Below are 23,774 nucleotides of genomic sequence, written 5' to 3'. Positions count from 1 at the left end.
GCTGGATCGCACCGACCCACCGCCAAACGGAAAAGGCGGGCCGAAGCCCGCCTTTGGCGACTGGAGATCGCCGCTCGAAAGGCTTAGCGGCGAACCGAGATCGCGCCGGGGCCCGAGACCGACAGCGCCAGGAAGCCGCCAGCCATCGAGAGGTTCTTGAAGAAGTTGTTGAACTGGTTCTGATCGGCGAAATCCATGTGGCCGAGCAGCGCGGTGGCGACGCAGAAGAGCGCGAAGGCATACGCCACGTAGCGCGTCTGGAAACCGACGACGATGGCGATGCCGCCGAGAACCTTGAGCGCGATGACGAGCCAGGTGATGAGCATCGGCGCGGGCAGGCCGAGCGAGCCCATATAGCCGGCAAAACCGCCCGGCGCGGTGAGCATGCCGAAGCCGGAAATGAGGAAGAGCGCAACCAGGAGGATGCGGGCGACAAGAAGGACGGCGTCGTTGGACATGAAAGGTCTGTTCCTTGGGAGGAGGAGTGGATGACCTCTATTTACGTGTGGCGCTGCGATTGCGCGAGCCGTCCGGTATGCGACGCTGCGTTCATGATTGGTGAACGATCTGGGGGAGGGTGTTCACATTGATAGGGCCGTTCAGACCGCTTCTCGCGAAGACGACCCCCACCCTGTATCCCCCCACAAGGGAGAGGGATTAAGGGTGGGGTAAATTCGGAAAAGCGCCTAATTCCGTCCAAACCTCATCCCGGATGGATCATGTTCTCCGGCCGCACGATACGGTCATAATCTTCGGCGCTGACGAGCCCGCTGGCGATGGCTTCCTCACGAAGGGTCGAGCCGCTCTTGTGCGCGGTCTTGGCGATTTTGGCGGCCGCGTCGTAGCCGATGGTCGGAGCCAGCGCAGTAACGAGCATCAGCGATTTCTGGACGAGTTCGGAAATTCGCTCCTCGTTCGCCGCGATGCCCGCGACGCAATTGTCGGCGAAGGAGTGCATCGCGTCGCCGGCAAGGCGGACCGACTGGAGGACGGCGTTGGCGATGACGGGCTTGAACACGTTGAGCTCGAAATGGCCTTGGCTGGCCGCCATCGAGACGATGGTCTGGTTGCCGAGAATCTGCGTCGCCACCATCGTCAGCGCCTCTGCCTGGGTCGGGTTGACCTTGCCGGGCATGATCGACGAGCCCGGCTCGTTTTCGGGCAAAAGGAGTTCGCCGAGGCCCGAGCGCGGGCCGGAGCCGAGAAAGCGGATATCATTTGCGATCTTGAACAGATCGGCGGCGAGGGCGGAAAGGCTGCCGTGGAAATGCACCGCCGCGCCGTGGCTGGCCAGCGCTTCGAATTTATTCTCCGCCGTGCGGAAGGGCAGGCCGGTCAACTCGGCGACGCGGGCGGCAAAGCCCTCGTCGAAGCCGGCGGGCGCGTTGAGGCCGGTGCCGACCGCGGTGCCGCCCTGCGCGAGGGCATGGACATCGTGCAGGCTCTCGACGATGCGGCGGCGGCCGGCGACGAGGGCGGCGACATAGCCGGAAAACTCCTGGCCGAGCGTCAGCGGCGTTGCGTCCTGCGTGTGCGTGCGGCCGATCTTGATGATGTCGGCGAAAGCGGCCGCCTTTTCCTGCAGGGCAGCGATCAGATGGTCGAGGCCCGGCAGCAGCGTCGCATGCGCCTCGCGCACGATCGCGATGTGGATCGCGGTTGGGAAGGTGTCGTTGGACGACTGGCTCATATTGACGTGATCGTTGGGATGGACCGGCTTCTTGGAGCCCATCTGGCCGCCAATCAACTCGATGGCGCGGTTGGCGATCACCTCGTTGGCGTTCATGTTGGACTGCGTGCCCGAGCCGGTCTGCCAGACGACGAGCGGAAAATTGTCGTCGAGCTTGCCGTCGATCACTTCCTGCGCGGCTTCGACGATCTTGCCCGCGCGTTCCGCATCGAGGATGCCCAAGGAAAGGTTCGTCTCCGCAGCCGCGCGCTTGACGAGGCCGAGCGCGTGGACGAGCGGCAGCGGCATCTTTTCCGTGCCGATGCGAAAGTTCTCGATCGATCGCTGCGTCTGCGCGCCCCAGTAACGGTCCGCCGGAACGTGGATTTCGCCGAATGTATCAGTCTCGGTGCGGGTCGTGGTCATTCATTGCTCCCTGAGTTGGTTGGGATATGGGGCATCGGCGGCGCAGTTCAAAGGAGCGATGCAAGACCGAGGACGAAGGCGTAGCGCCCGGTCTTTGCAATGGCGACGATGACGAGAAAGACGGGGAAGGGCACGCGCAAGATGCCGGCGACGACGGTCAGCGGGTCGCCAATGATCGGAACCCAGGAAAGGAATAGCGACCAGAGGCCATAGCGCGCGTACCAGCCTTCCGCCCGTGCGATCTGGTCCGGCGAGGCGGGAAACCAGCGTCGGTCGCGAAAACGCGCGACGAGGCGTCCGAGCACCCAGTTCACGGCCGAGCCGGCCGTGTTTGCGAGGCTGGCGACGAGAAGGAGGGACAGCGGCTCGGCGGCGCGGGCCGCATGCAAGCCGGCGAGCACGGCCTCGGACGTGCCGGGCAGCAGCGTGGCGGAGGTAAAGGCCGAGACGGCGAGCGCCCAAAGCGCAGCAAGCTCGGCGGTCATGCGGGGAAGCGGGATGCGATCATGGGCGCTTCGTGCCCGCCGCGGGGCGAACTGGCAAGCGCCCACGAAAAAGGGCGCCGCGGGGCGCCCGGAATTCGGTCGTGATGAAGCTTGCTACTTCACGCGTTCGCGCGCGTTGCCGACTTCTTTCTGGGCCTTGCCGGCGGTCTTCTCCGCCTTGCCCTTCATTTCGGTCTTGGTCGAGCCCGTTGCCTTGCCGACAGCTTCCTTGCCGGTGCCCGTGGCCTGCTTGGCGGCGCCCTTGACCTGATCCTTGTTCACCATCGTCATCTCCTTGGGAAATACCGACGAAATGTCGAGCGCGAAGTGAACGTGGCATGTGACCACTGGTTGCAGTGTGCGCGATCACGAAATCAAAAAGGGCGCCCCGAGGGACGCCCTTTCCGAATGCACCTGAGCTTGGACCTGGAAGTCCATACCGCCCCCGAGGCCGCTCGCGGGCCTCGGCACTTTGATGTTGGGCGAGCTTTGTGGACTTCTTGGAAGTCCATGCGGCCCCCGAGGCCGCTTGCGGGCCTCGGCACTTTGATGATGGGCGAAGCTTTATGGACTTCTTAGAAGTCCATGCCGCCCATGCCACCCATGCCGCCGGGCATGCCGCCAGGCATACCGCCGCCGGCCGATTCCTTCTTCGGAGCCTCGGCGATCATCGCCTCGGTGGTCACGAGAAGGCCGGCAACCGAAGCGGCGTCCTGCAGGGCGGTGCGCACGACCTTGACCGGGTCGACGATGCCCATCTGGATCATGTCGCCATATTCGCCGGTCTGGGCGTTGTAGCCGTAGGTCTCCGAACCGTTGTCGAAGATCTTGCCGGCGACGATCGAGGCTTCGGCACCTGCGTTGGTCGCGATCTGGCGGGCCGGAGCCTGCAGCGCGCGGCGCACGATGTTGATGCCGGCTTCCTGATCGGCGTTTTCGCCCTTGGCGGTGATCAGCTTGGAAGCGCGCAGAAGAGCGGTGCCGCCGCCGGGGACGATGCCTTCTTCCACGGCCGCGCGGGTCGCGTTGAGGGCGTCGTCGACGCGGTCCTTCTTCTCCTTGACCTCGACTTCCGTCGAACCGCCGACGCGGATGACGGCAACGCCGCCCGCGAGCTTGGCAAGACGCTCCTGCAGCTTCTCGCGGTCGTAGTCCGAAGAGGTCTCTTCGATCTGCGCCTTGATCTGCGCGACGCGGCCTTCGATTTCCGACTTCTGGCCGGCACCGTCGACGATCGTCGTGTTTTCCTTCGTGATGGAGACCTTCTTGGCGCGGCCGAGCATGTCGAGGCCGACATTCTCGAGCTTGATGCCGAGGTCTTCCGAGATCACCTGCCCGCCCGTGAGGATTGCGATGTCCTCGAGCATGGCCTTGCGGCGATCACCGAAGCCCGGTGCCTTGACGGCAGCGATCTTGAGGCCGCCGCGCAGCTTGTTGACGACGAGCGTGGCAAGAGCCTCGCCTTCGACGTCTTCCGAGATGATGACGAGGGGCTTCGACGACTGGACGACGGCTTCGAGAACCGGCAGCAGCGCCTGGAGGTTCGACAGCTTCTTCTCGTGGAGGAGGATGTAGGCGTCTTCCAGCTCGGCGACCATCTTGTCCGGATTGGTCACGAAGTAGGGCGACAGGTAGCCGCGGTCGAACTGCATGCCTTCGACGACTTCGAGCTCGGTCTCGGCGGTCTTGGCTTCCTCGACCGTGATAACGCCCTCGTTGCCGACCTTCTGCATGGCTTCGGCGATCATCTCGCCGATTTCCTTCTCGCCATTGGCCGAGATGGTGCCGACCTGGGCGACTTCAGCCGAGGTGTTGATCTTGGCAGCCGACGAGACGAGGTTCTTGACGACTTCCGACACGGCCATGTCGATGCCGCGCTTCAGGTCCATCGGGTTCATGCCGGCAGCAACGGCCTTGGCGCCTTCCTGGACGATCGACTGCGCCAGAACGGTCGCGGTCGTGGTGCCGTCGCCGGCGATGTCGTTGGTCTTCGAGGCCACTTCGCGCACCATCTGGGCGCCCATGTTCTCGAACTTGTCCTCGAGTTCGATCTCCTTGGCGACGGTGACGCCGTCCTTGGTGATGCGCGGAGCGCCGAACGACTTGTCGATGACGACGTTACGTCCCTTGGGACCCAAGGTGACCTTCACCGCGTTGGCGAGAATGTCCACGCCGCGCAGCATGCGCTCGCGGGCGTCGCGGGAAAACTTGACTTCTTTTGCAGCCATTTGTCTCTGCTCCCGGGCCTAGTGGCCCATTGAATGAGTGGATGGTTGAACGGGACCGGCTATCAGCCGATGATGCCCATGATGTCGGCTTCCTTCATGATCAGAAGGTCTTCGCCGTTGAGCTTGACTTCGGTGCCGGACCACTTGCCGAACAGCACGCGGTCGCCCTGCTTGACGTCCAGGGGAACGAGCTTGCCGGCTTCGTCACGGGCGCCCGAGCCGACGGCGATGACTTCGCCTTCCTGCGGCTTCTCCTTGGCGGTGTCCGGAATGATGATGCCGCCCTTGGTCTTTTCCTCGGACTCGACCCGGCGGACAACCACTCGGTCGTGAAGCGGGCGGAACGTCGACTGTGTCATGTGACTTTGATCCTCGATACGGATGATGTAAGGGGTTCCCTCCGTCCGGAGAACCGGACTTTGTTAGCACTCTCTAGGGAGGAGTGCCAACACGGAGCAGGTAAGCGCCATGCACGCAGGAGTCAAGAAGATCGCTCCGCGCGGCGCCGAATATTTTAGCCAGGAAGTGTGACGGGATATGCGACGACGGTCCTCCTTCGGCTTTTTCGGCATGTTCGGCCGCTCGTCGGACCTTCGCCAGCTCGACGCGGCGCTGCGTGGCGTCGACCTCCATCCCGCCCTGGTGCCCGAAGGCGTCAAGATGACCATCGTCAACCTGATGAAGGACCATGGCATCGACGAGATGCCGGAAGCCTATCCGGCAGTGGCGGAGATGTTCGGCTATAGCGTGATGGGTGCCAACGCGTTCGAGGCCGTGCACGGCCGCGACCGGCTGGAAGCGATCGAGACGCGGGTGGAAAAGGCGCTCGATGCGGGCGAGGGGATGGACGCGCAGCTTCTGCTTTTGGCCGTCCATGCAAAGCTGATCCAGCCCGAGATCGTCGAGCGGTACGGCATCGAGGCGACGTGAAAGCGGATGACTCGGGCGCGGCGTTCGGCTAGATGCGGGGCCATCTCCAATCGCGCGGACGAGCCTGAAATGCCAAATCTGATCGACACCCTGGACGACCTCGCCGACGGCTACTCCGTTATTTTGAGCGACGTCTGGGGCGTGGTCCACAACGGCGTCGACCCATTCCCGGACGCGTGTGCGGCCCTGAAGCGCGCGCGCCAGAACGGCAAGATCGTCATCCTCATCACCAATTCGCCGCGCGTGCGCGACGATGTCGAGGACCAGCTCGCCGCCATCGGCGTGCCGCGCGATTGCTGGGACTATCTGGTGACCTCAGGCGACGTGACGCGCGACCTGATCGCAGACGGCCCGCGCCGCATCTTCCATCTCGGGCTCGACCGCGACCTCTCGCTCTATGACGGGCTCGATGTGGAATTGGTCGAGGAGCAGGAAGCCTCCGGCGTCGTGTGCACCGGAATGTTCGACGATGAGACCGAGACGCCCGAAGACTATGCGGAAATGCTGCAGCGCTTCCGCTCGCGCGACCTGCCCTTCATCTGCGCCAATCCCGATATCGTGGTGGAGCGCGGCGAAAAGCTTGTCTGGTGTGCCGGCGCGCTTGCCCGCGACTACGCGCAGCTTGGCGGCCGTTCCTTCGTGGCCGGCAAGCCGCACCAGCCGATCTACGTCGCAGCGCTCATCCTCGCCGCCCAGGCGCTCGGCCGCCAGGTCAAGCCGAGCGACGTTTTGGCGATCGGTGACGGCGTGATGACCGACGTCAAGGGCGCAGCATCGAACGACATCGACGTCTTGTTCGTCACGGCCGGCATCCACGCGCGCGAGTACGATGCCGACGGCGCACCGGACGTGGAGCGTCTGGCGACCTTTCTCGACAGCCACGGCTATGCGCCCGTGGCCTCGATCCCGCGGTTGCGTTGATCCGTATGGGCGGCGACTTCGTCCACATCAGCGGAAGCGACGCCTTGCCGGAGCATTTGCGCGGCGCCGTCGTCGCCATCGGCAATTTCGACGGGGTCCATCGCGGCCACCGCGCCGTGCTCGACCGGGCGCTGGACGAAGCGACGCGGCTCGGCGCGCCGGCGCTGGTGCTGACATTCGATCCGCATCCACGCCTGTTCTTCCGGCCGGACGTGCCGCTCTTTCGCCTGACCTCGTCGGCGATGAAGGCCAGGCTGATCGGCGCCTGCGGCTTCGACGGCATGGTCGAGCAGTGCTTCGACGCCAATTTCGCCGGGCTGACCGCGGAGGCGTTCGTGGCTCAGATACTGGTCGGGCGGCTTGGCATCGCGCACGCGGTGACCGGTTTCGATTTCCATTTCGGCAAGAACCGAGGCGGCGGTCCGGCCTTCCTGATGGAGGCGGGTGGGCGTCATGGCTTCGGCGTGACGCTGGTCGATGCCTTTCGCGACGAGGGGGCGCAGATCGTCTCGTCAAGCCGCATCCGCGAATTGCTGGCCGAAGGCGACGTGACCGAGGCCGCCGGACTGCTCGGATACCGCTTTGCGGTGGAGGCCAGGATCGTCGGCGGAGAAAAGCTCGGGCGCACGCTCGGCTATCCCACCGCCAACATGATGCTTTCGCCGGACATCCATCTTGCCCACGGAATCTATGCCGTTCGGATGAAGCGCGCGGACGGCTCCTTGCATGACGGCGTCGCAAGCTTCGGGCGACGTCCGACCGTCACCAAAGACGGTGCGCCGCTGCTCGAGACATTCCTTTTCGACTTTTCCGGCGACCTTTACGGCGAGATTTGCCAAGTCGGCTTCTTCGCCCGGCTGCGCGGTGAGGAAAAATTCGACAGTCTCGACGCGCTGACCGCGCAGATGAAGCGCGATGAGGCAGAGGCGCGCGCCGTGATGGAAAAGGCACAGCCCGTGGGCGAACTCGACGCGGCGCTCCACTTCGCCGCGCTCTGAACATTTGTTTACTTGTGAAGGTGCCTCATAGCGGGCATGGGCGGTCATGCGCGTGACGAGGAGATCATAATGTCAAAATTTGCAGTTGCCGGTCTGGTTCTTTCCGTCTCGACGATGTTGGCGACGCCCTCTCTCGCGCAATCGGGCTGGTTCTCCGGCGACTGGAGCCTGACGCTCGGCGTCGCGGCGATCTCGCTTCCCGAATATGAAGGCGACGACAAGTATCGTTTCGTCGCCCAGCCGATCGTCTCCTTCGGCCGGCAGGGCACCGAACGGCGTTTTTCCTCGCGCAACGACAATATTTCGATCGGCCTGATCGACACCGGCACCTTCCGCGCCGGTCCGACCGGCAAGTTGGTATTCGAGCGCGATGGCGGAGATTCGGACGACCTCGTCGGACTCGACCCGATACGCTTCGGTGCGGAACTTGGCGGTTTCGCGGAAGTCTATCCGACCGACTGGCTGCGTGTGCGCGGCGAGGTGCGCCACGGCATTCGCTCGCATGACGGCATCATCGCCGACCTTTCCGCCGACGCCTTCATGAACGTTTCGCCCACCGTCCAGATCTCGGCGGGCCCGCGTGTCTCAATGGCGTCGAGCGACTATTTCGACGCCTATTATGGCGTCTCGGCAGCCGAGTCGCTCGCCTCGGGCCTGACGCCCTACACGCCCGACGGCGGCTTCCGCTCGGTCGGCGTCGGCGCGGCGATCAGATGGGATGTGACCGACACGATAGAGACCAGCCTTTTCGGCGAATATTCGCGTCTCGTGGGACCGGCGGCGGATTCGAGCCTCGTACGTGAGCGCGGCGACGAGAACCAGTTCCTGATCGGCGTTTCGGCGACCTATCGCTTCGACTTCTCGCTATAGGATCATCGCGATCGAAGGCTAAGACGTCCTTCGAAATGCTGGAAGTCGCGATCATTGCGGAGAAGCTCGCGTCCACTCTCGATACAGAACGTCCCGATGATGACATCGATGGTCTTGCGAACGAGCATCATCACAGGAAAGTCCTTTATTCCCGTCCAAGCCTCCGCTAAAAGCGCGGTCGATGTCTGACTTGCTGACCATGATCGCGCGGACGATACGAATTATTGGCCCGGCTGTCCGGGTGGCCTGATGGCTGCCGGACGGTCCGGGTTGCTGCCGTTTGCCGCGCCGCCAGTTTGCGCGCGCTCCCCCTACCGACATTGATTGACGCGCGAACCTTGCCGTTCGCCACAGGGCCATGACGATGACCGACGCTGCCGAGAAGATCGACTATTCGAAAACGCTTTATCTGCCGCAGACGGAGTTTCCGATGCGCGCGGGCCTGCCCGACAAGGAGCCGCAGATCGTGGCCCGCTGGCAGGAGATGGGCCTCTACAAGAAGCTGCGCGAAGAGGCTGAGGGCCGTCCGCTCTTCGTGCTTCATGACGGCCCGCCCTATGCCAATGGCAACATCCATATCGGCCATGCGCTCAACAAGATCCTGAAGGACGTCATCACGCGCTCCTTCCAGATGCGCGGCTACGATTCCAACTATGTTCCCGGCTGGGACTGCCACGGCCTGCCGATCGAATGGAAGATTGAGGAGCAGTATCGCGCCAAGGGTCTCGACAAGGACCAGGTGCCGGTCAACGAGTTCCGCAAGGAATGCCGCGAGTTCGCGCAAAAGTGGATCGACGTTCAGTCGGCAGAGTTCAAGCGCCTCGGCGTCGAAGGCGATTTCGACAATCCCTATACGACGATGAACTTCCACGCCGAGGCGCGGATCGCCGGAGAGCTGTTGAAGTTCGCCGAGTCCGGCCAGCTCTATCGCGGCTCGAAGCCGGTGATGTGGAGCGTGGTCGAGCGCACAGCGCTGGCGGAGGCCGAGGTCGAGTATCAGGATTACGAGTCCGACACGATCTGGGTGAAGTTCCCGGTGGCTCGTCGAGTGACCACGACAACTGGCTTAATGGGCGTAGCCGGTGAGGGGGAGATTGATGCGATCGCTAGGCAGGCGGTTCACCTCGCGAATGCGGCAGATGAACTGAACGGCGCACACGTCGTCATCTGGACGACCACCCCGTGGACGATCCCCGGCAACCGTGCGGTCGCCTACTCGCCGCGTATTTCCTACGGCCTCTACGAGGTCACCTCGGCCGAAAACGACTTCGGCCCCCAGCCGGGCGAGAAGCTGATCTTCGCCGACGCCCTGGCCGAGGAGTCGTTCGCCAAGGCCAAGCTCGGCTTCAACCGTTTGCGCGATGTTTCAGCCGAAGCCCTTGGTGCGATTCAGCTTTCGCACCCGCTCAAAGGTCTTGGCGGCGGCTACGACTTCGTCGTGCCGATGCTTCCTGGCGACCATGTCACCGACGACGCAGGCACCGGCTTCGTCCACACCGCGCCAGGCCACGGCCGCGAGGATTTCGACGCCTGGATGGATGGCGCGAAGGATCTGGAAGCGCGGGGCATCTCGTCCAAAATCCCGTTCACCGTCGACGACGCCGGCTTCTTCACCAAGGACGCGCCGGGCTTCGGGCCGGACCGCGAGGGCGGTGCGGCGCGTGTCATCGACGACAATGGCAAGAAGGGCGATGCCAACAAGGCCGTTATCGAAGCGCTGATCGGCGCGAACATGCTCTTCGCGCGCGGCCGGCTGAAGCACTCCTATCCGCATTCCTGGCGCTCCAAGAAGCCGGTGATCTTCCGCAACACGCCGCAATGGTTCGTCCATATGGACAAGGAACTGGGCGACGGCACCACGCTTCGCTCCCGCGCGCTGAATGCCATCGACGACACGCGTTTCGTCCCCGCCGCCGGCCAGACGCGCCTGCGTGCGATGATCGAGGACCGGCCCGACTGGGTGCTTTCCCGTCAAAGAGCGTGGGGCGTGCCGATTTGCGTCTTCGCCGACGAGAATGGCGAGGTGCTGATCGACGATGCGGTCAACCAGCGCATTCTCGATGCCTTCGAGGCCGAGGGCGCGGATGCATGGTTTGCGGAAGGTGCGCGCGAGCGTTTTCTCGGGTCGCGCGCCAACGAGTCGTGGACGATGGTCACCGACATTCTCGACGTCTGGTTCGATTCAGGCTCGACCCACACCTTCACGCTGGAGGACCGACCGGACCTGAAATGGCCGGCCGACGTCTACCTCGAAGGCTCCGACCAGCATCGCGGCTGGTTCCATTCCTCGCTTCTGGAAAGCTGCGGTACGCGCGGCCGCGCGCCCTACGACACCGTCGTCACGCATGGATTCACCATGGACGAAGACGGCCGCAAGATGTCGAAATCGTTGGGCAATACCGTCACGCCGCAGGACGTTATGTCAAAGTCCGGCGCCGACATCCTGCGCCTGTGGGTCATGACGACCGACTATTGGGAAGACCAGCGGCTCGGCAAGAACGTGCTGCAGACCAATATCGACGCCTACCGCAAGCTGCGCAACACGATCCGCTGGATGCTCGGCACGCTCGCCCATGACGAGGGCGAACAGGTCGCGTTCGCGGACATGCCGGAACTCGAGCGGCTGATGCTGCATCGCATGTCCGAACTCGACGAGGTGGTGCGCAAGGGCTACGACGCGTTCGATTTCAAACGCATCACCCGCGCGCTGATCGACTTCATGGTGGTCGAGCTCTCGGCCTTCTATTTCGACATCCGCAAGGACACGCTCTATTGCGACGCGCCGTCGAGCACCCGCCGCAAGGCGGCGATCGTGGTCGTGCGCAAGCTGTTTGACAATCTGGTGAAATGGCTCGCGCCGATGTTGCCCTTCACGTGCGAGGAAGCATGGCTCGAAAGGTACCCGGATGCCGTGTCGGTTCATCTCCAGCAGTTCGACGCGGTTCCCGTCGAGTGGCGTGACGCGGCGCTGGCGGAAAAGTGGCGCAAGGTGCGCCAGGTTCGCCGCGTCGTGACCGGCGCGCTCGAAATCGAACGCAAGAACAAGACGATCGGCTCCTCGCTTGAAGCGGCTCCGCTCGTCTACGTCGCCGACGCGGACCTGCTCGCTGCAATCGCCGACCGCGACATGGCGGAGATCTCGATCACCAGCGGCATCGAGATCGTCGAAGGTCCGGCGCCCGATGGCGCGTTCGTGTTGGACGACGTCAAAGGCGTCGGTGTCGTGTTCAAGCGGGCGTCCGGTGCGAAATGCGCGCGCTCCTGGCGCTTCACCGACGATGTCGGGTCCGACCCGGAATTCCCGGACGTGTCCGCGCGTGATGCGGCCGCGCTGCAGGAATTGCGCAGGCTCGGCCGCTTGGGTTGATGGCGGTGCGCCGCTGACGGCGAAGTGTGTTGGCAAGCGGCGTCGTGCCGTTGCGTGAAAAGGCGCGTCATGCGATACAGGCACCCCGAGATTGGACGCCTTGTTGTCGCCGCGTTTGCGGGCGAAGGCGCGCTCTGGGGCCAATAGTCAGTGACGGAAGAGGGTGCGATGAGCAATGCAAGACTGACGGCGAACCGGATGCTGCCGGCCGGACTGGCCATTGCTTCCGCCTTGACGCTCGCCGGTTGCATGGGGCCGACCTACGGCACCGGCACGCCCTCCGATCAGCAGCTTCTCGAAGACGTGACGGGTATCCTGTCGCTGCAGCCCGAACAGCGTGAGCCGATCAACTATCAGCCGCGCGGCGATCTCGTGCGCCCGGCGTCCACGGCCGTCCTGCCCCAGCCGCAGCAGAGCGCCTCGAGCGGCGAGGCATGGCCGGAATCGCCTGAGGCGCGGCTTGCCCGCGTTCGCCAGGAAGCGACGCTGAACCAGGACGACAATTCGTACAGCTCGGGCCTCACCGGCCCGCGCAGCGCCCCCAGCGTGGCCAACCTGGACAGGCACAAAGGCGTCGATTCGATGAGCGTCGATCGGGCCGCGCAGCGCGAGGAGTTCAACCGCCGCCTGGCTCTGTCACAGGCGCGAGACCCCAATCAGCGCAGGTTCCTGTCCGAGCCGCCGACGCAGTACCGCCAGCCCGCAGCCGGCGCACCGGTGGGCGATGTCGGCGAGGATGAGTGGCGCAAGGAACGCGCAGCCAAGCAGGCCCAGGGCAAGGTCACCTGGCGAGACATGATTCCCGGTCTTTGACCGGTCACAAGCGCTGCGACCTGAAGAAACTGCGCAGAAGTTCAGCGGATTTCCGCTCTGAAAAGCCCGAGTAAGTCTCGGGCGCGTGGTGACAGGTGGGTGCCGAAAAGAAGCGCGGCCCGTTGACGACGGCGCCGCCTTTTTCGTCTTCGGCGCCGAAATAGAGCCGGCGGATGCGCGCGAACGAGATGGCCGCCGCGCACATCGCGCAAGGCTCCAGCGTGACATAGAGATCGAGCCCGGTCAGGCGCTCCTGGCCGAGCGCCGCGCAGGCCTCGCGGATGACCAGCATTTCGGCGTGGGCGGTCGGGTCGTTGAGTTCGCGCGTACGGTTGCCGGCGCCGGCGACGATCTCGCCGTCGCGCACGATGACGGCGCCGACAGGCACCTCGCCGCGCGCGGCGGCGGCCTCGGCTTGCGCGAGGGCGAGGGCCATGAAGTCTGGCCGCGCCGATTGGGTCTGGTACTGAGACATTTCACTCGCAGAGCTGAAAACGCTCTGATAGTTACCCGCGCTGAAAGGCAAAGGCCACATGACCGACGACAATAAGAACAAGGGCCGCTCCGGCGACCGAACGGGCAACCGCAAGCCTTATGCGGGACGGGAAGGCGAGCGTCCGCAGGGCGCACGCGGCAAGCCGTTCGTCAAGCGCGAGGGCGCCGGAACCGGCGAGGATCGCCCGAAGCCGCGCTTCGATGGCGACAGGAAGCCTTTTTCCAAGCGCGAGGATGGCGAACGCAAGCCGTTCCAAAAACGCGACGGGGACCGCAAGCCTTACGCCCCCCGGGATGGCGAGAAGAAGCCGTTCGTGCGCCGCGAGGGCGACGACCGGAAGCCTTTTGCCAAGCGCGAGGATGGCGAGCGCAAGCCGTTCCAAAACCGCGACGGGGACCGCAAGCCTTACGCCCCCCGGGATGGCGAGAAGAAGCCGTTCGTGCGCCGCGAGGGCGACGACCGGAAGCCTTTTGCCAAGCGCGAGGATGGCGAACGCAAACCGTTCCAAAAACGCGACGGGGATCGCAAACCCTATGCCGCGCGTGATGGCGACAAAAGGCCGTTCGTGAAGCGCGACGGCGACCGCAAGCCCTTTCAGATGCGCGATGACGACCGTCGCCCGCAAGCCGAAAATGTGGCCGAGGCCGCGCGTGGCGAGGAGCGGATCGCCAAGCGTCTGGCGCGCGCCGGCGTCGCCTCCCGCCGCGATGCCGAGGACATGATCGCCGCAGGTCGGGTCTCCGTGAACGGCAAGGTGCTCGAGAGCCCTGCGCTGAACGTCACCGGCAAGGACCGCATCGAGATCGACGGCGCGCCGATCCCTGTGATTGAGCGCACCCGCCTTTTCCTGTTCCACAAGCCCTCCGGCGTCGTGACCACCAACAAGGACCCGGAAGGCCGGCAGACCGTCTTCGACGTGTTGCCAAAGGGGTTGCCGCGGCTTCTGACCGTCGGCCGTCTCGACATCAACACCGAGGGCCTGCTGCTGCTGACCAACGATGGCGGTCTGGCGCGCACGCTGGAACTGCCCTCGACGGGCTGGCTGCGCCGCTATCGCGTTCGCGTCCATGGCAAGGTCGAGCCTGAAAAGCTGGAAGCGCTGAAGGACGGCATCGCCGTCGACGGCGTGTTCTACGGTTCGATCGAGGCGGTGCTGGAGCGCGAACAGGGCACCAATGCCTGGATTTCCATCGGCTTGCGCGAAGGAAAGAACCGCGAGGTCAAGAACGTGATGGGCGCGCTCGGCCTCGAGGTCACGCGCCTGATCCGCGTCTCCTACGGACCGTTCCAGCTCGGCGAACTCGCCGAGGGCGAAATCCAGGAACTGCGGGGACGCCACCTGCGCGACCAACTCGGCGACAAGCTGATTGCCGAATCGGGCGCGGATTTCGACGCGCCCGTGATCAAGGAATTCTCCAACCAGCCAGTGGCGCAGCGCGTTAGCGAGGAAGAGGTGCGCAAGGCGGCCCCGCGCAAGCGCGACAAGGACGAGCGGCGCGAGGATGCGCTGGGGCGTCTGCAGACCTCCAGGCCCGGCGGGCGAGGCGGCCCGAAGGGAGCAGGCTTCAAGAGTGCCGGCGCCAAGGGCGCGGATGCAAGGGGCGGCAAGGGCGGCTTCGAGAAGAAGGCCGAGCCACAGCGCTCGCGCACCGCCAATGTCTGGATGGCGCCCGGCGCCAAGGCGCTCGGGCCGAAGAAAGCCGCCAGGCGCGCCGAGGAGACCGAGGGCAAGCGCTATGCCGGCAAGCCGCGCCCGCAAGGTGCGGACGGTCCGAAGGGACCACGCCGCGATGATCGGGGCGGACGTCCCGATGGCAATAAGCCGGCCGGTGGCCGTCCGGTTGGAAATCGCCGAGATCGCGAGCGATGAGGATCGTCGGCGGCGCGTTTCGCGGCCGGCCTCTTGCCACGCCGAAGACGGATGCGATCCGGCCGACGACCGACCGCGCACGCGAGGCCGTCTTCAACGTGATCGCGCATCGCTATGGCGAGCATCTCGACGGTGCGCGCGTGCTGGACCTTTTCGCCGGCACCGGGGCGCTCGGGCTCGAAGCCCTCTCGCGTGGTGCGTCCTATGGCGTCTTCATCGAGGAATCGGCGGAAGGGCGCGGACTGATCCGCACCAATGTCGAGGCGTTCGGCCTTTCGGGGCGAACAAAGATCTTCCGCCGCGACGCGACGGGGCTTGGCGATGCCGGTACGCTCCAGCCCTTCGACCTCGTCTTCGCCGATCCGCCCTACGGCAAGGGGCTCGGCGAGCGCGCACTGGCCTCGGCGCGCGACGGCGGCTGGCTGAAGCCCGGCGCGCTCTGTCTCGTCGAGGAAGCGGCGGCGACACCGTTCCAGCCGCCGGCCGGTTTCACGCTCGACGAGCGCCGCGACTATGGCGACACGACCATCGCCTTTTGCCTCGCTGCCTGATTTCGGCCTCTCTCGGTCTCCAGACATGACGAAGATTTAATCGGCGCGCCGGTTCTTCGCCGTGGGCGAACGCGCTATCTGTCGTCCAACGCATATCAAACCGAGGACAAGCGAATGCACCTGATGCCCGCCGCAATGGCGAGAGGTCTGGCAGGAACGGCGATCGGTCTCGCGCTCCTGTCGGGCGCAGCGTCCGCACAGGACCAGAACGCCGCTCCGGCCGAAAACCAGATTGTCGACTTCACGCTCGACAACGGGCTGGAAGTGGTGGTGATCCCCGATCGCCGCGCGCCCGTCGTCACCCACATGATGTGGTTCAAGGTTGGGTCCGCCGATGAGGAGCCGGGCAAGTCGGGCATTGCCCATTTCCTCGAGCATCTGATGTTCAAGGGCACGGACGATCACCCGCAGGGCGAGTTCTCCGCCCGCATCGCCGAGGTGGGCGGGCGCGAGAACGCCTTCACCTCCTATGACTACACCGCATACTACCAGCAGATCGCGCCCGAGCATCTGGAAACGATGATGGAGTTCGAGGGCGACCGGATGACAGGTCTTGTGCTGACGGACGCCGTGGTCGACCCCGAGCGGCAGGTGGTGATCGAGGAGCGCAACTCGCGCATCGAAACGCAGCCGAATTCGATCCTCGGCGAATCCGTCAACGCCACGCTCTACCAGAACCACGGCTACGGCGTGCCGATCATCGGCTGGATGCACGAGATCGAGAAGCTGAACCGGGCCGACGCGCTAGAGTTCTACCAGCGCTACTACGCGCCGAACAATGCGGTGCTGGTCGTCGCTGGCGACGTCGACGTCGAGGAGGTGCGGGAACTGGCGACCGAGTACTACGGCGCAATCCCGTCGAACCCGGAACTGGGCCCGCGCACGCGCACCGAGGAGCCGCCCCAGCGCACCGCTCGCACGGTGACCTATCGCGACGAGCGCGTGACGGTTCCGGGCTATTCCAAGTCCTGGGTCGTGCCGTCCTATACGACCGCCGAGGACGGCGAGGCAGAGGCGCTTGACCTTCTCGCCGAAATCCTTGGCGGAGGCATTCGCTCGCGCCTTTACCAGTCTCTGGTGGTGGAGCAGGGCATCGCGTCGTCGGCCGGCGCCTATTTCCGCGGCACCTCGCTCGATGCGACCGTGTTCGGCGTCTACGGTGCGCCGCGCGGCGAGGCGACGCTGCAGGATGTCGAGCGCGCCGCCGATGCCGAGATCGAGAAGATCGCCGAGGACGGCGTGACCGCCGAGGAACTGGAGGCGGCGAAGAACCGCTATCTGCGCTCCATCATCTTTGCGCGCGACGACCAGTCGGGCATGGCGAACCTCTACGGCTCGGCGCTGACGACGGGTTCGACCGTGGCGGACGTGGAGGCTTGGCCAGAGCGCATCCGCGCGGTCGAGGCCGATGCCATCAAGGCCGCCGCCGCACGCTATCTCGACCAGAACCGCTCGGTGACGGGCTATCTTCTGCCGCAAGAGGAGGGCCGCTCGTGAGCTTCCCGTTCAAGGCATCGACTTTTACCACGGCGCTGGCGAAGGCCGTCGGCGCGACGGCGCTGGCCCTGACCATCGCATGGCCGGCTTCGGCCGCCGTCGACATCCAGCAAGTGCGCTCGGATTCGGGCGTCACGGCATGGCTCGTCGAGGACTACACGATCCCCATGATCGCCATCAACTTCGCCTTCGAGGGCGGATCGATCCAGGACCCGGACGGCAAGGGCGGCCTCGTCAATCTGATGAGCGCGCTCTTCGACGAAGGGGCGGGCGATCTGGAATCGAACGAATTCCAGGAGGCGCTCGACAATGCCGGCGCCGAAATGTCGTTCGAGGCCTCGACGGATGCGCTCTACGGCTCCATGCGCCTTCTGTCCGACAACAAAGACGAGGCGCTCGACCTTCTGGCGCTGGCGGTCAACGAGCCGCGCTTCGATGAGAACCCGGTCGAGCGCATGCGCCAGCAGATCCTGACCGGCATTCGCGCCAATTCGCGCGATCCGCAACGCCAGGGCATGCGGCAGTTCGCACGCGCGCTCTACGGCGCCCACCCCTACGCGCAGGAGCGGGAGGGTACGGAAGAGACGATCACGACGGTAACGCCGGATGATCTGCGCGCGGCTCATGGCGACCTTCTGGCGAAGTCGAACCTCCACGTCGCTGTCGTCGGCGCGATCGACGCGGAGACGCTGAAGGCCGATCTCGACCGCATTTTCGGCGGCCTGCCCGACGAGGCGGACCTGAAGGGTATCGACCATGTCGAGCCGAAGCTCGGGCAGGAAGTGCTCTACGAATACGCCCTGCCGCAAAGCTCTCTGCAACTCGTCTATCCGGGCATCGAGCGCGACGATCCGGAATTCTTCGCCGCCTATCTGATGAACCACATTCTCGGCGGCGGCACCTTCTCCTCGCGCCTTTTCAACGAGGTGCGCGAAGTGCGCGGCCTGACCTACGGCATCGGCTCGTATTTGCAGAACCGCGAGCTCTCCAACGCCATGGCAATCTCGACCTCGACGCGTGCCGACCAGGTCACGGAAGCGCTCGACGTGATCAAGAGTGAGGTTGAAAAGTTCATCGCCGAGGGACCGACCGAGGAGGAACTGGCCAAGGCCAAGACCTACGTCGTCGGCGCCTATGCGATCAACAATCTGGACTCCTCCGCCTCGATCGCACGCACGCTTCTCGAACTGCAGCGAGACGATCTGGGCATCGACTATATCGAAACGCGCGTCGCCGACATCGAATCGGTAACGCTTGACCAGGTAAGAGCTTCGGCGCAACGCTTGCTCACCGCCGAGCCGTCGCTGCTGGTGATCGGTCCGCAGGCAAAGGAAACCGACACCGGTGACGGCGCGGCGGCTGGCGAGGAAAAGACCGACACGTCGAACTGAGACCTGCCATGAACGCGCCCGTGCCGACCCTGATCGAGAACGAGACGGCCCGGCCCGCAGCGCCAGGCGGACCGACATTCGCGCTGGCGCTGGGCGGCGGCGGCGCGCGTGGTCTTGCGCATATCCATATCATCGAGACGCTGGACGAACTGGGTATCCGCCCGACCATGATCGCCGGCTCGTCCATCGGCGCCATCATGGGCGCCGGCATGGCGGCGGGGATGAAGGGAACGGAGATTCGCGAGTATGGCCGCGCGGTGCTCGGCAGACGCGCGGAGGTGGCGAGCCGGCTCTGGCGCTCACGCCCGCACTCGCTGGCCGAAATGCTGGAAGGCGGGATCAGGCTCGGTCAGTTCAATCTCGAACGCATCCTGCGCTCCTTCCTGCCGGCGGAAATCCCCGAGACGTTCGAGCAGTTGCAGATTCCGCTGAAGGTGACGGGGACGGATTTCTTCGCCCATGACCTCGCCGTGCTCGACACAGGCGATCTGCGCTCCGCGCTCGCCGCCTCGGCGGCCCTGCCGGCGGTGTTCCGGCCGGTGCGGCGCGAGGGCAGGCTTTTGATCGATGGCGGGTTCTACGATCCGGTGCCGTTCGACCTCGTGCAGGATGCGGCCGATATCGTGATCGCGGTCGACGTCGTCGGCTATCCGACGAAGGAGACGCCCAAGGGGCCGGATTCGATCGATCTTCTGTTCGGCACGAGCCAGATCATGATGCAGTCGATCATAGCACTCAACCTGACGCGCTGCCAGCCCCAGATACTCATCCGCCCGCCAGTATCGGAGTTCCGGGTGCTCGATTTCATGAAGATGGAACTGGTGATGGCGGCGACGGAATCGATCCGGGATGAGTTGAAACGGTCGATCGATGCGGCGGTGGAGGCTCGGGAAGGGAAGTAGGGTTTTTGCTGAAGTGACCCCCACCCTTTATCCCTCCCCACAAGGGGGAGGGAGTTCGTCGGCGTCGAGTTCCAGCCTTTGAGTTCAGCGACAGGCTGAAGGGGTGGGGGTCCTCTTCGCAAAAACCCTACTGCAATGTCGAGGCCTTGCCCGTCGAGAATGCCGAGTTCGCAGCGGGAGGCGGGGCAGGGATCGGCTCGCCTGCCATCATGCGCGGCCCGATGCCGCGGACGGTGCGGAAGGCAAGGATGACGGCTGCGATGCCGAAGAAGACGGCTCCGAGCGCCCAGCCCGCGATGACGCCCTTTGAGCCCCAATATTGCGCACCGAGCCAGACGAACGGGATGACGCCAAGCGTCGAGCGGCCCCAGTTGAGGACGGTCGAATAGGTCGGGTAGCCGAGATTGTTGAAGGCGGCGTTGGCGACGAAGAGCGCGCCGTTGAACAGAAACGAGCCGGCGGCGAAGAGGCAGAAGAAGACGACGAGGTCGCGCGCCTCGCCGGTCGCGCCGAAAAGGCTGGCGATCGGGCCGGCGAAGATGGCAAGCAGCGCCCAGACGGCGAGGACATACAACGTCGTGAACAGAAGTGCATCGCGCAGCGCATCGTTGAGCCGGTCGTAACGGCGCGCACCGTAGTTCTGCCCAAGGATGGGACCGATCGCGCCCGAAAGGGCAAAGATGACGCCGAAGGCGACCGGCAGAAGGCGGCCGATGATCGCCCATCCGGCCACCGCCTCGTCGCCGAAAGCGGCCATTTCGACAGTGACATAGGCATTGCCGACGGGCGTCGCGATTTGGGTCAGCAGCGCGGGCACGCCGATGCCGAAGAAGGGGCGCAGCGCCGCCTTGAAGCCGGCAAGGTCCGGCAGCTTCATCAGCCGGTGGATTTTGTGGGCGCCGTAAAGGCCGACGGCGAGAAGGATCGCGCGCGAGATGACGGTCGAGATCGCCGCACCTTCAAGGCCAAGCCCGAAGCCGAAGATGAAGATGGGATCGAGGATCGCGGCCGCGATGCCGCCGGCGAGCGTGACATACATCGCGCGCCGGGCATCGCCGACGCCGCGCATGATGCCGGTCGTCGCCATGCCGACGGCGACCATGGGCATCGAGGGGATGACGATCTGTAGAAAGCGCGTCGCCATCTCCTGCGTTTCGCCCCGTGCGCCCAAGAACCCGACGAGCTGGTGCAGGAAGGGCCACGTCGCGGCGGCGATGAGGATGGTGGTGGCGGCCATGTAGAGGACCGACGCGCCGCCCATGCGCGCGGCCTCCTCACGGTCGCCGCGCCCCAGCGCGCGGGAGACCAGAGCCGAGGTCGCTATCGTGAAGCCGATCGCGACGGAGATGGTGAAGAACATCAGCGTCGATGCGAAGCCGATGGCCGCGGCGAGCTCCTGGACGCCGAGCATCGAGATGTAGAAAAGGTTGAGCGCGTCGACGAGGAAGACGGCGATGAGCCCCACCGAGCCCGTCGCCGTCATCGTTACGACATGGCGCATGGTCGAGCCGGTGACGAACTTGCCCTGCTCGGTCGAAGGCCGTGCGGCGGGAGCGGTTTCGTCGGCCGGCCCGGTCGTCAATGCGCGAAGACCTTGTCCATGGACTTGAAGCCCTTGAACTCGAGCGCGTTGCCCGAGGGATCGCAGATGAAGAGCGTTGCCTGTTCGCCCGGCTCGCCTTTGAAGCGCACCTGCGGCTTCTCGATCCAATTGATGTCGGCATTAGCTTCGAGACGTTCTGCAAGTGCGGTCCAGTCGGCCATTTCGAGGACGACGCCGAAATGCGGGATCGGCACGACGATGCCGCCGACCTGGCCGTCGCGCGCCGCCTCCTGGATGCCGGGGCGCAGATGCGCCGACATCTGGTGGCCGTAGAGGTCGAAATCGACCCATGTGTCGGAGGAGCGGCCGATGGCGCAGCCGAGCACGTCGGCATAGAAGGCGCGCGTCTCTTCGAGATCGCGAACCGGGAAGGCGAGGTGGAAAGGCGTCACGTCGATTGTCCTTGCATGTTTTCGTCTGCTGCGCCGAGCCGCCGCAAGGCGCCCGAACGCGGCTCAGCCATTGCACATGTCGGGCGCGAACAATAGATGGGGCGGATACGTCGCCCGCCAATGCCGTTTGACCAATCAGGACATTTCCATGAGCCAGATCGAGACCGCCAGGCTGCAAGACCTCGTCGCATCGCTGGTCGAGGCGGCAAAGCGCGCCGGCGCCGACGCGGCGGATGCGGTGGCGGTGCGCTCGCGCTCGGCCGACGTCACCGTGCGGCTGGGCAAGGTGGAGGGCACTGAAGCCGCCGAAAGTGACGACATTTCGCTGCGCGTCTTCATCGGCAGGCGCGTGGCGAGCGTATCGGCGGCAGCCGGCGCGAATGCGGACGAACTCGCCGCCCGCGCGGTGGCGATGGCGAAGGTTTCGCCGGAAGACCCCGTCCAGGGCCTGGCCGACGGGAACCGGCTGGCGCGCACGATCCGCGACCTCGACCTGTTCGACCCGACCGAAGTCGACGCGGCGCGCATGCGCGAGGACGCTCTTGCGATGGAAGACGCCGCGCGCGCGGTGACGGGCGTGACGAATTCCGGCGGCGCTTCGGCGAGCGCGGGCATGGGCGGCCTGGTGCTGGCCACGTCCGAGGGCTTTCTCGGCCAGTACATGGCGACGCGTTTCGGCCGCTCGGTGAGCGTGATCGCCGGCGAGGGCACCGGCATGGAACGCGACTACGACTTTTCCTCGCGCCTGCATTTCGCCGACCTAGAAGCGCCGGAAGCGATCGGACAGCGCGCGGGCGAACGGGCGGTACGACGGTTGGGCGCGACGAAGGCCAGGACCGGCCCGGTCGACGTGATCTTCGATCCGCGCGTTGCGCGCGGCATCGCCGGCCATCTGGCCGGTGCGATCAACGGCGCGTCCGTGGCGCGCAGGACGAGCTTCCTGCGCGATCGGATGGGCGAGAAGATCGCCTCGGCCGCGATCACCGTGACGGATGACCCGTTGCGCGTTCGCGGGCCTTCCTCTCGGCCTTTCGATGGCGAGGGCGTGGAAGGCGAAGTGCTGACCATGGTGGACCAGGGCGTGCTCAGGCACTGGCTCCTGTCCACTTCGGCAGCGCGAGAACTGGGGCTCGTCACCAATGGCCGCGGCTCGCGGGCCGGCACGTCGGTCAATCCGACCTCGACCAATTTTGCCATCGAGCCGGGAGCGGCGTCACCGCAGGACCTGATCTCGGGGCTGAAGCGCGGCTTCTACGTCACCGAGGTATTCGGGCAGGGCGTCAACATGGTGACGGGCGAATACAGCCGCGGCGCGTCCGGCTTCTGGATCGAGAACGGCGAACTGACCCATCCGGTCTCCGAAGTGACCATCGCCTCGAATTTGAAGACCATGTTCCTGGCGATGGTCCCGGCAAATGATGTCGATCGCAATTTCGGTACTGCGGCCCCCACGCTCCTGATCGAAGGAATGACGCTTGCTGGCGAATGACGATGCAGCCGAACTGGTGCTGATCCGCGAGGCCGCGCGCGAGGCGGGGCGCATCGCCATGCGCTATTTTGGCAAGACGCCGGACGTGTGGATGAAGACCGGGCAGTCGCCCGTCTCCGAGGCCGACATCGCGGTTGACCGTTTTCTCAAGGCCGAACTGCTGGCCGCGCGGCCCGGCTATGGCTGGCTTTCGGAAGAAACGGTCGCCGATACGTCGCGGCTCTCCGCCAAACGCACCTTCGTTGTCGATCCGATAGACGGCACGCGCGCCTTCATCGGCGGGCAGGACATGTGGTGCGTCTCGATCGCGGTGGTTGAGGATGGTCGCCCGATCGCCGGCGTGCTGGACGCGCCGGTGAAGGAGCAGGTCTTCGAGGCGACGCGCGACGGCCCGGCACTGAGGGACGGTGTCGCCATCAAGGTGCGCGAGGCGGGCGACGTGCCGATCGTCGCAGGCCCGAAGACGATGACGAAGACGCTCCTGCCGGGCATCGGCCAGACGGTGAAGGTGCCCTACATCCCCTCGCTCGCCTATCGCATCGCCATGGTGGCCGATGGCGAGATCGACGCGACGTTCGTCAAGCCCAACGCGCATGACTGGGATCTGGCGGCGGCCGATCTGATCCTGCGCCAGTCCGGCGGCGAGGTGCTGACGCCCCAGGGCGTCGCGCCGCTTTACGCCGGCACCAGCCCGCGCCACGGCTCGCTCGTCGCCGGGTCGGGCGCGCTTCTGGCCGCCATGGTCGAGCAGGCTCGCAATCCCGACTGGTCGCAGGGCTGGTAGCGGACTGACAGGTTTCAAAATCCGGCGAACTGATCTAAGCATTGCGCGCCGGGTGCTTCGCGCATCCGAACCCTTTTCACGGAAAAGCAGAA

Annotated in this window: 22 protein-coding genes; 13 read left to right on the top strand and 9 right to left on the bottom strand. The window is 65.2% G+C overall.

The window, feature by feature from the left end; all coding sequences use genetic code 11:
- Window positions 1–83: 83 nt before the first annotated feature.
- The 6 genes from GTK01_RS04135 to groES all read right to left on the bottom strand — a co-directional run bounded on the left by GTK01_RS04135 (window position 84) and on the right by groES (window position 5,167).
- The gene (locus tag GTK01_RS04135; protein ID WP_252924582.1) at window positions 84–458 is read right to left on the bottom strand and encodes a DoxX family protein; all 375 of its coding nucleotides are present in this window, start codon (window positions 456–458) and stop codon (window positions 84–86) included.
- A 245-nt stretch (window positions 459–703) separates the two neighbouring features.
- Window positions 704–2,095, bottom strand: coding sequence for a class II fumarate hydratase (gene fumC, locus GTK01_RS04130; RefSeq protein WP_252924581.1), 1,392 nt, complete (start codon window positions 2,093–2,095; stop codon window positions 704–706).
- Window positions 2,096–2,142: 47 nt separating this feature from the next.
- A complete protein-coding gene (locus GTK01_RS04125) occupies window positions 2,143–2,580 on the bottom strand; it encodes a YqaA family protein (RefSeq protein ID WP_252924580.1) in 438 nt (145 codons plus the stop codon).
- 114 nt (window positions 2,581–2,694) lie between these two features.
- Entirely contained in the window at window positions 2,695–2,865 is a 171-nt protein-coding gene (locus GTK01_RS04120) for a CsbD family protein (RefSeq protein ID WP_252924579.1), read from the bottom strand.
- Window positions 2,866–3,155: 290 nt separating this feature from the next.
- Window positions 3,156–4,808, bottom strand: coding sequence for a chaperonin GroEL (groL, locus tag GTK01_RS04115; protein WP_252924578.1), 1,653 nt, complete (start codon window positions 4,806–4,808; stop codon window positions 3,156–3,158).
- Window positions 4,809–4,870: 62 nt separating this feature from the next.
- Entirely contained in the window at window positions 4,871–5,167 is a 297-nt protein-coding gene (groES, locus tag GTK01_RS04110) for a co-chaperone GroES (RefSeq protein ID WP_252924577.1), read from the bottom strand.
- Between the two features lie 178 nt (window positions 5,168–5,345).
- Here groES and GTK01_RS04105 point away from each other — a divergent pair, with 178 nt between their 5' ends.
- From GTK01_RS04105 to GTK01_RS04080, 6 genes are all read left to right on the top strand, one after another.
- Complete coding sequence (locus GTK01_RS04105) at window positions 5,346–5,738, top strand: hypothetical protein (RefSeq protein WP_252924576.1); 393 nt, start codon at window positions 5,346–5,348, stop codon at window positions 5,736–5,738.
- Between the two features lie 69 nt (window positions 5,739–5,807).
- The gene (locus tag GTK01_RS04100; RefSeq protein WP_252924575.1) at window positions 5,808–6,659 is read left to right on the top strand and encodes a TIGR01459 family HAD-type hydrolase; all 852 of its coding nucleotides are present in this window, start codon (window positions 5,808–5,810) and stop codon (window positions 6,657–6,659) included.
- Window positions 6,660–6,664: 5 nt separating this feature from the next.
- Window positions 6,665–7,657, top strand: a complete 993-nt coding sequence (locus tag GTK01_RS04095; RefSeq protein ID WP_252924798.1) for a bifunctional riboflavin kinase/FAD synthetase — start codon at window positions 6,665–6,667, stop codon at window positions 7,655–7,657.
- 69 nt (window positions 7,658–7,726) lie between these two features.
- Complete coding sequence (locus GTK01_RS04090; RefSeq protein WP_252924574.1) at window positions 7,727–8,527, top strand: MipA/OmpV family protein; 801 nt, start codon at window positions 7,727–7,729, stop codon at window positions 8,525–8,527.
- 364 nt (window positions 8,528–8,891) lie between these two features.
- Window positions 8,892–11,894 (top strand): isoleucine--tRNA ligase, encoded by a 3,003-nt coding sequence (gene ileS, locus GTK01_RS04085; RefSeq protein WP_252924797.1) that lies wholly within the window; start codon window positions 8,892–8,894, stop codon window positions 11,892–11,894.
- Window positions 11,895–12,062: 168 nt separating this feature from the next.
- Window positions 12,063–12,707 (top strand): hypothetical protein, encoded by a 645-nt coding sequence (locus GTK01_RS04080; RefSeq protein WP_252924573.1) that lies wholly within the window; start codon window positions 12,063–12,065, stop codon window positions 12,705–12,707.
- Window positions 12,708–12,711: 4 nt separating this feature from the next.
- On the opposite strand, the gene GTK01_RS04075 is transcribed toward GTK01_RS04080, so the two are convergent.
- Window positions 12,712–13,143 carry a nucleoside deaminase gene (locus GTK01_RS04075; RefSeq protein WP_252924572.1) on the bottom strand — a complete coding sequence of 144 codons (432 nt, stop codon included), beginning with the start codon at window positions 13,141–13,143 and terminating at the stop codon, window positions 12,712–12,714.
- Window positions 13,144–13,240: 97 nt separating this feature from the next.
- Between GTK01_RS04075 and GTK01_RS04070 the strand changes: the two genes are divergently transcribed.
- The 5 genes from GTK01_RS04070 to GTK01_RS04050 all read left to right on the top strand — a co-directional run bounded on the left by GTK01_RS04070 (window position 13,241) and on the right by GTK01_RS04050 (window position 19,414).
- Entirely contained in the window at window positions 13,241–15,073 is a 1,833-nt protein-coding gene (locus tag GTK01_RS04070) for a pseudouridine synthase (RefSeq protein ID WP_252924571.1), read from the top strand.
- Window positions 15,070–15,624 carry a 16S rRNA (guanine(966)-N(2))-methyltransferase RsmD gene (rsmD, locus tag GTK01_RS04065; RefSeq protein ID WP_252924570.1) on the top strand — a complete coding sequence of 185 codons (555 nt, stop codon included), beginning with the start codon at window positions 15,070–15,072 and terminating at the stop codon, window positions 15,622–15,624. The genes GTK01_RS04070 and rsmD overlap by 4 nt, the downstream gene beginning before the upstream one ends.
- A gap of 114 nt (window positions 15,625–15,738) precedes the next feature.
- On the top strand, window positions 15,739–17,121 hold the full coding sequence (locus GTK01_RS04060; RefSeq protein WP_252924569.1) for a pitrilysin family protein: 1,383 nt from the start codon (window positions 15,739–15,741) through the stop codon (window positions 17,119–17,121).
- A complete protein-coding gene (locus tag GTK01_RS04055; RefSeq protein WP_252924568.1) occupies window positions 17,118–18,512 on the top strand; it encodes an insulinase family protein in 1,395 nt (464 codons plus the stop codon). Before GTK01_RS04060 ends, GTK01_RS04055 begins: the two co-directional genes overlap by 4 nt.
- 8 nt (window positions 18,513–18,520) lie before the next feature.
- A complete protein-coding gene (locus GTK01_RS04050) occupies window positions 18,521–19,414 on the top strand; it encodes a patatin-like phospholipase family protein (protein WP_252924567.1) in 894 nt (297 codons plus the stop codon).
- Between the two features lie 127 nt (window positions 19,415–19,541).
- Here GTK01_RS04050 and GTK01_RS04045 read toward each other — a convergent pair whose 3' ends face one another.
- Complete coding sequence (locus tag GTK01_RS04045; RefSeq protein ID WP_371924264.1) at window positions 19,542–20,996, bottom strand: MATE family efflux transporter; 1,455 nt, start codon at window positions 20,994–20,996, stop codon at window positions 19,542–19,544.
- Window positions 20,993–21,409 (bottom strand): VOC family protein, encoded by a 417-nt coding sequence (locus GTK01_RS04040; protein WP_252924566.1) that lies wholly within the window; start codon window positions 21,407–21,409, stop codon window positions 20,993–20,995. The genes GTK01_RS04045 and GTK01_RS04040 overlap by 4 nt, the downstream gene beginning before the upstream one ends.
- A 148-nt stretch (window positions 21,410–21,557) precedes the next feature.
- Between GTK01_RS04040 and GTK01_RS04035 the strand changes: the two genes are divergently transcribed.
- Window positions 21,558–22,898 carry a TldD/PmbA family protein gene (locus GTK01_RS04035; protein ID WP_252924565.1) on the top strand — a complete coding sequence of 447 codons (1,341 nt, stop codon included), beginning with the start codon at window positions 21,558–21,560 and terminating at the stop codon, window positions 22,896–22,898.
- On the top strand, window positions 22,885–23,682 hold the full coding sequence (locus GTK01_RS04030) for a 3'(2'),5'-bisphosphate nucleotidase CysQ (protein ID WP_252924564.1): 798 nt from the start codon (window positions 22,885–22,887) through the stop codon (window positions 23,680–23,682). The genes GTK01_RS04035 and GTK01_RS04030 overlap by 14 nt, the downstream gene beginning before the upstream one ends.
- The last annotated feature ends 92 nt before the right edge of the window (window positions 23,683–23,774 follow it).

This window comes from Aliihoeflea sp. 40Bstr573 (assembly GCF_024105655.1).
Classification (GTDB): domain Bacteria; phylum Pseudomonadota; class Alphaproteobacteria; order Rhizobiales; family Rhizobiaceae; genus Aliihoeflea.
The sequence above is the reverse complement of the archived record's forward strand: the minus strand, read 5'-3'. Positions and strand labels throughout refer to the sequence as shown.

Excerpts from the sequence above, each read along its gene's own strand:
- GTK01_RS04135 (WP_252924582.1), bottom strand. The coding sequence starts at position 458 with ATGTCCAACGACGCCGTCCTTCTTGTCGCCCGCATCCTCCTGGTTGCG.
- fumC (WP_252924581.1), bottom strand. The coding sequence starts at position 2,095 with ATGACCACGACCCGCACCGAGACTGATACATTCGGCGAAATCCACGTT.
- GTK01_RS04125 (WP_252924580.1), bottom strand. The coding sequence starts at position 2,580 with ATGACCGCCGAGCTTGCTGCGCTTTGGGCGCTCGCCGTCTCGGCCTTT.
- GTK01_RS04120 (WP_252924579.1), bottom strand. The coding sequence starts at position 2,865 with ATGGTGAACAAGGATCAGGTCAAGGGCGCCGCCAAGCAGGCCACGGGC.
- groL (WP_252924578.1), bottom strand. The coding sequence starts at position 4,808 with ATGGCTGCAAAAGAAGTCAAGTTTTCCCGCGACGCCCGCGAGCGCATG.
- groES (WP_252924577.1), bottom strand. The coding sequence starts at position 5,167 with ATGACACAGTCGACGTTCCGCCCGCTTCACGACCGAGTGGTTGTCCGC.
- GTK01_RS04105 (WP_252924576.1), top strand. The coding sequence starts at position 5,346 with ATGCGACGACGGTCCTCCTTCGGCTTTTTCGGCATGTTCGGCCGCTCG.
- GTK01_RS04100 (WP_252924575.1), top strand. The coding sequence starts at position 5,808 with ATGCCAAATCTGATCGACACCCTGGACGACCTCGCCGACGGCTACTCC.
- GTK01_RS04095 (WP_252924798.1), top strand. The coding sequence starts at position 6,665 with ATGGGCGGCGACTTCGTCCACATCAGCGGAAGCGACGCCTTGCCGGAG.
- GTK01_RS04090 (WP_252924574.1), top strand. The coding sequence starts at position 7,727 with ATGTCAAAATTTGCAGTTGCCGGTCTGGTTCTTTCCGTCTCGACGATG.
- ileS (WP_252924797.1), top strand. The coding sequence starts at position 8,892 with ATGACCGACGCTGCCGAGAAGATCGACTATTCGAAAACGCTTTATCTG.
- GTK01_RS04080 (WP_252924573.1), top strand. The coding sequence starts at position 12,063 with ATGAGCAATGCAAGACTGACGGCGAACCGGATGCTGCCGGCCGGACTG.
- GTK01_RS04075 (WP_252924572.1), bottom strand. The coding sequence starts at position 13,143 with ATGGCCCTCGCCCTCGCGCAAGCCGAGGCCGCCGCCGCGCGCGGCGAG.
- GTK01_RS04070 (WP_252924571.1), top strand. The coding sequence starts at position 13,241 with ATGACCGACGACAATAAGAACAAGGGCCGCTCCGGCGACCGAACGGGC.
- rsmD (WP_252924570.1), top strand. The coding sequence starts at position 15,070 with ATGAGGATCGTCGGCGGCGCGTTTCGCGGCCGGCCTCTTGCCACGCCG.
- GTK01_RS04060 (WP_252924569.1), top strand. The coding sequence starts at position 15,739 with ATGCACCTGATGCCCGCCGCAATGGCGAGAGGTCTGGCAGGAACGGCG.
- GTK01_RS04050 (WP_252924567.1), top strand. The coding sequence starts at position 18,521 with ATGAACGCGCCCGTGCCGACCCTGATCGAGAACGAGACGGCCCGGCCC.
- GTK01_RS04035 (WP_252924565.1), top strand. The coding sequence starts at position 21,558 with ATGAGCCAGATCGAGACCGCCAGGCTGCAAGACCTCGTCGCATCGCTG.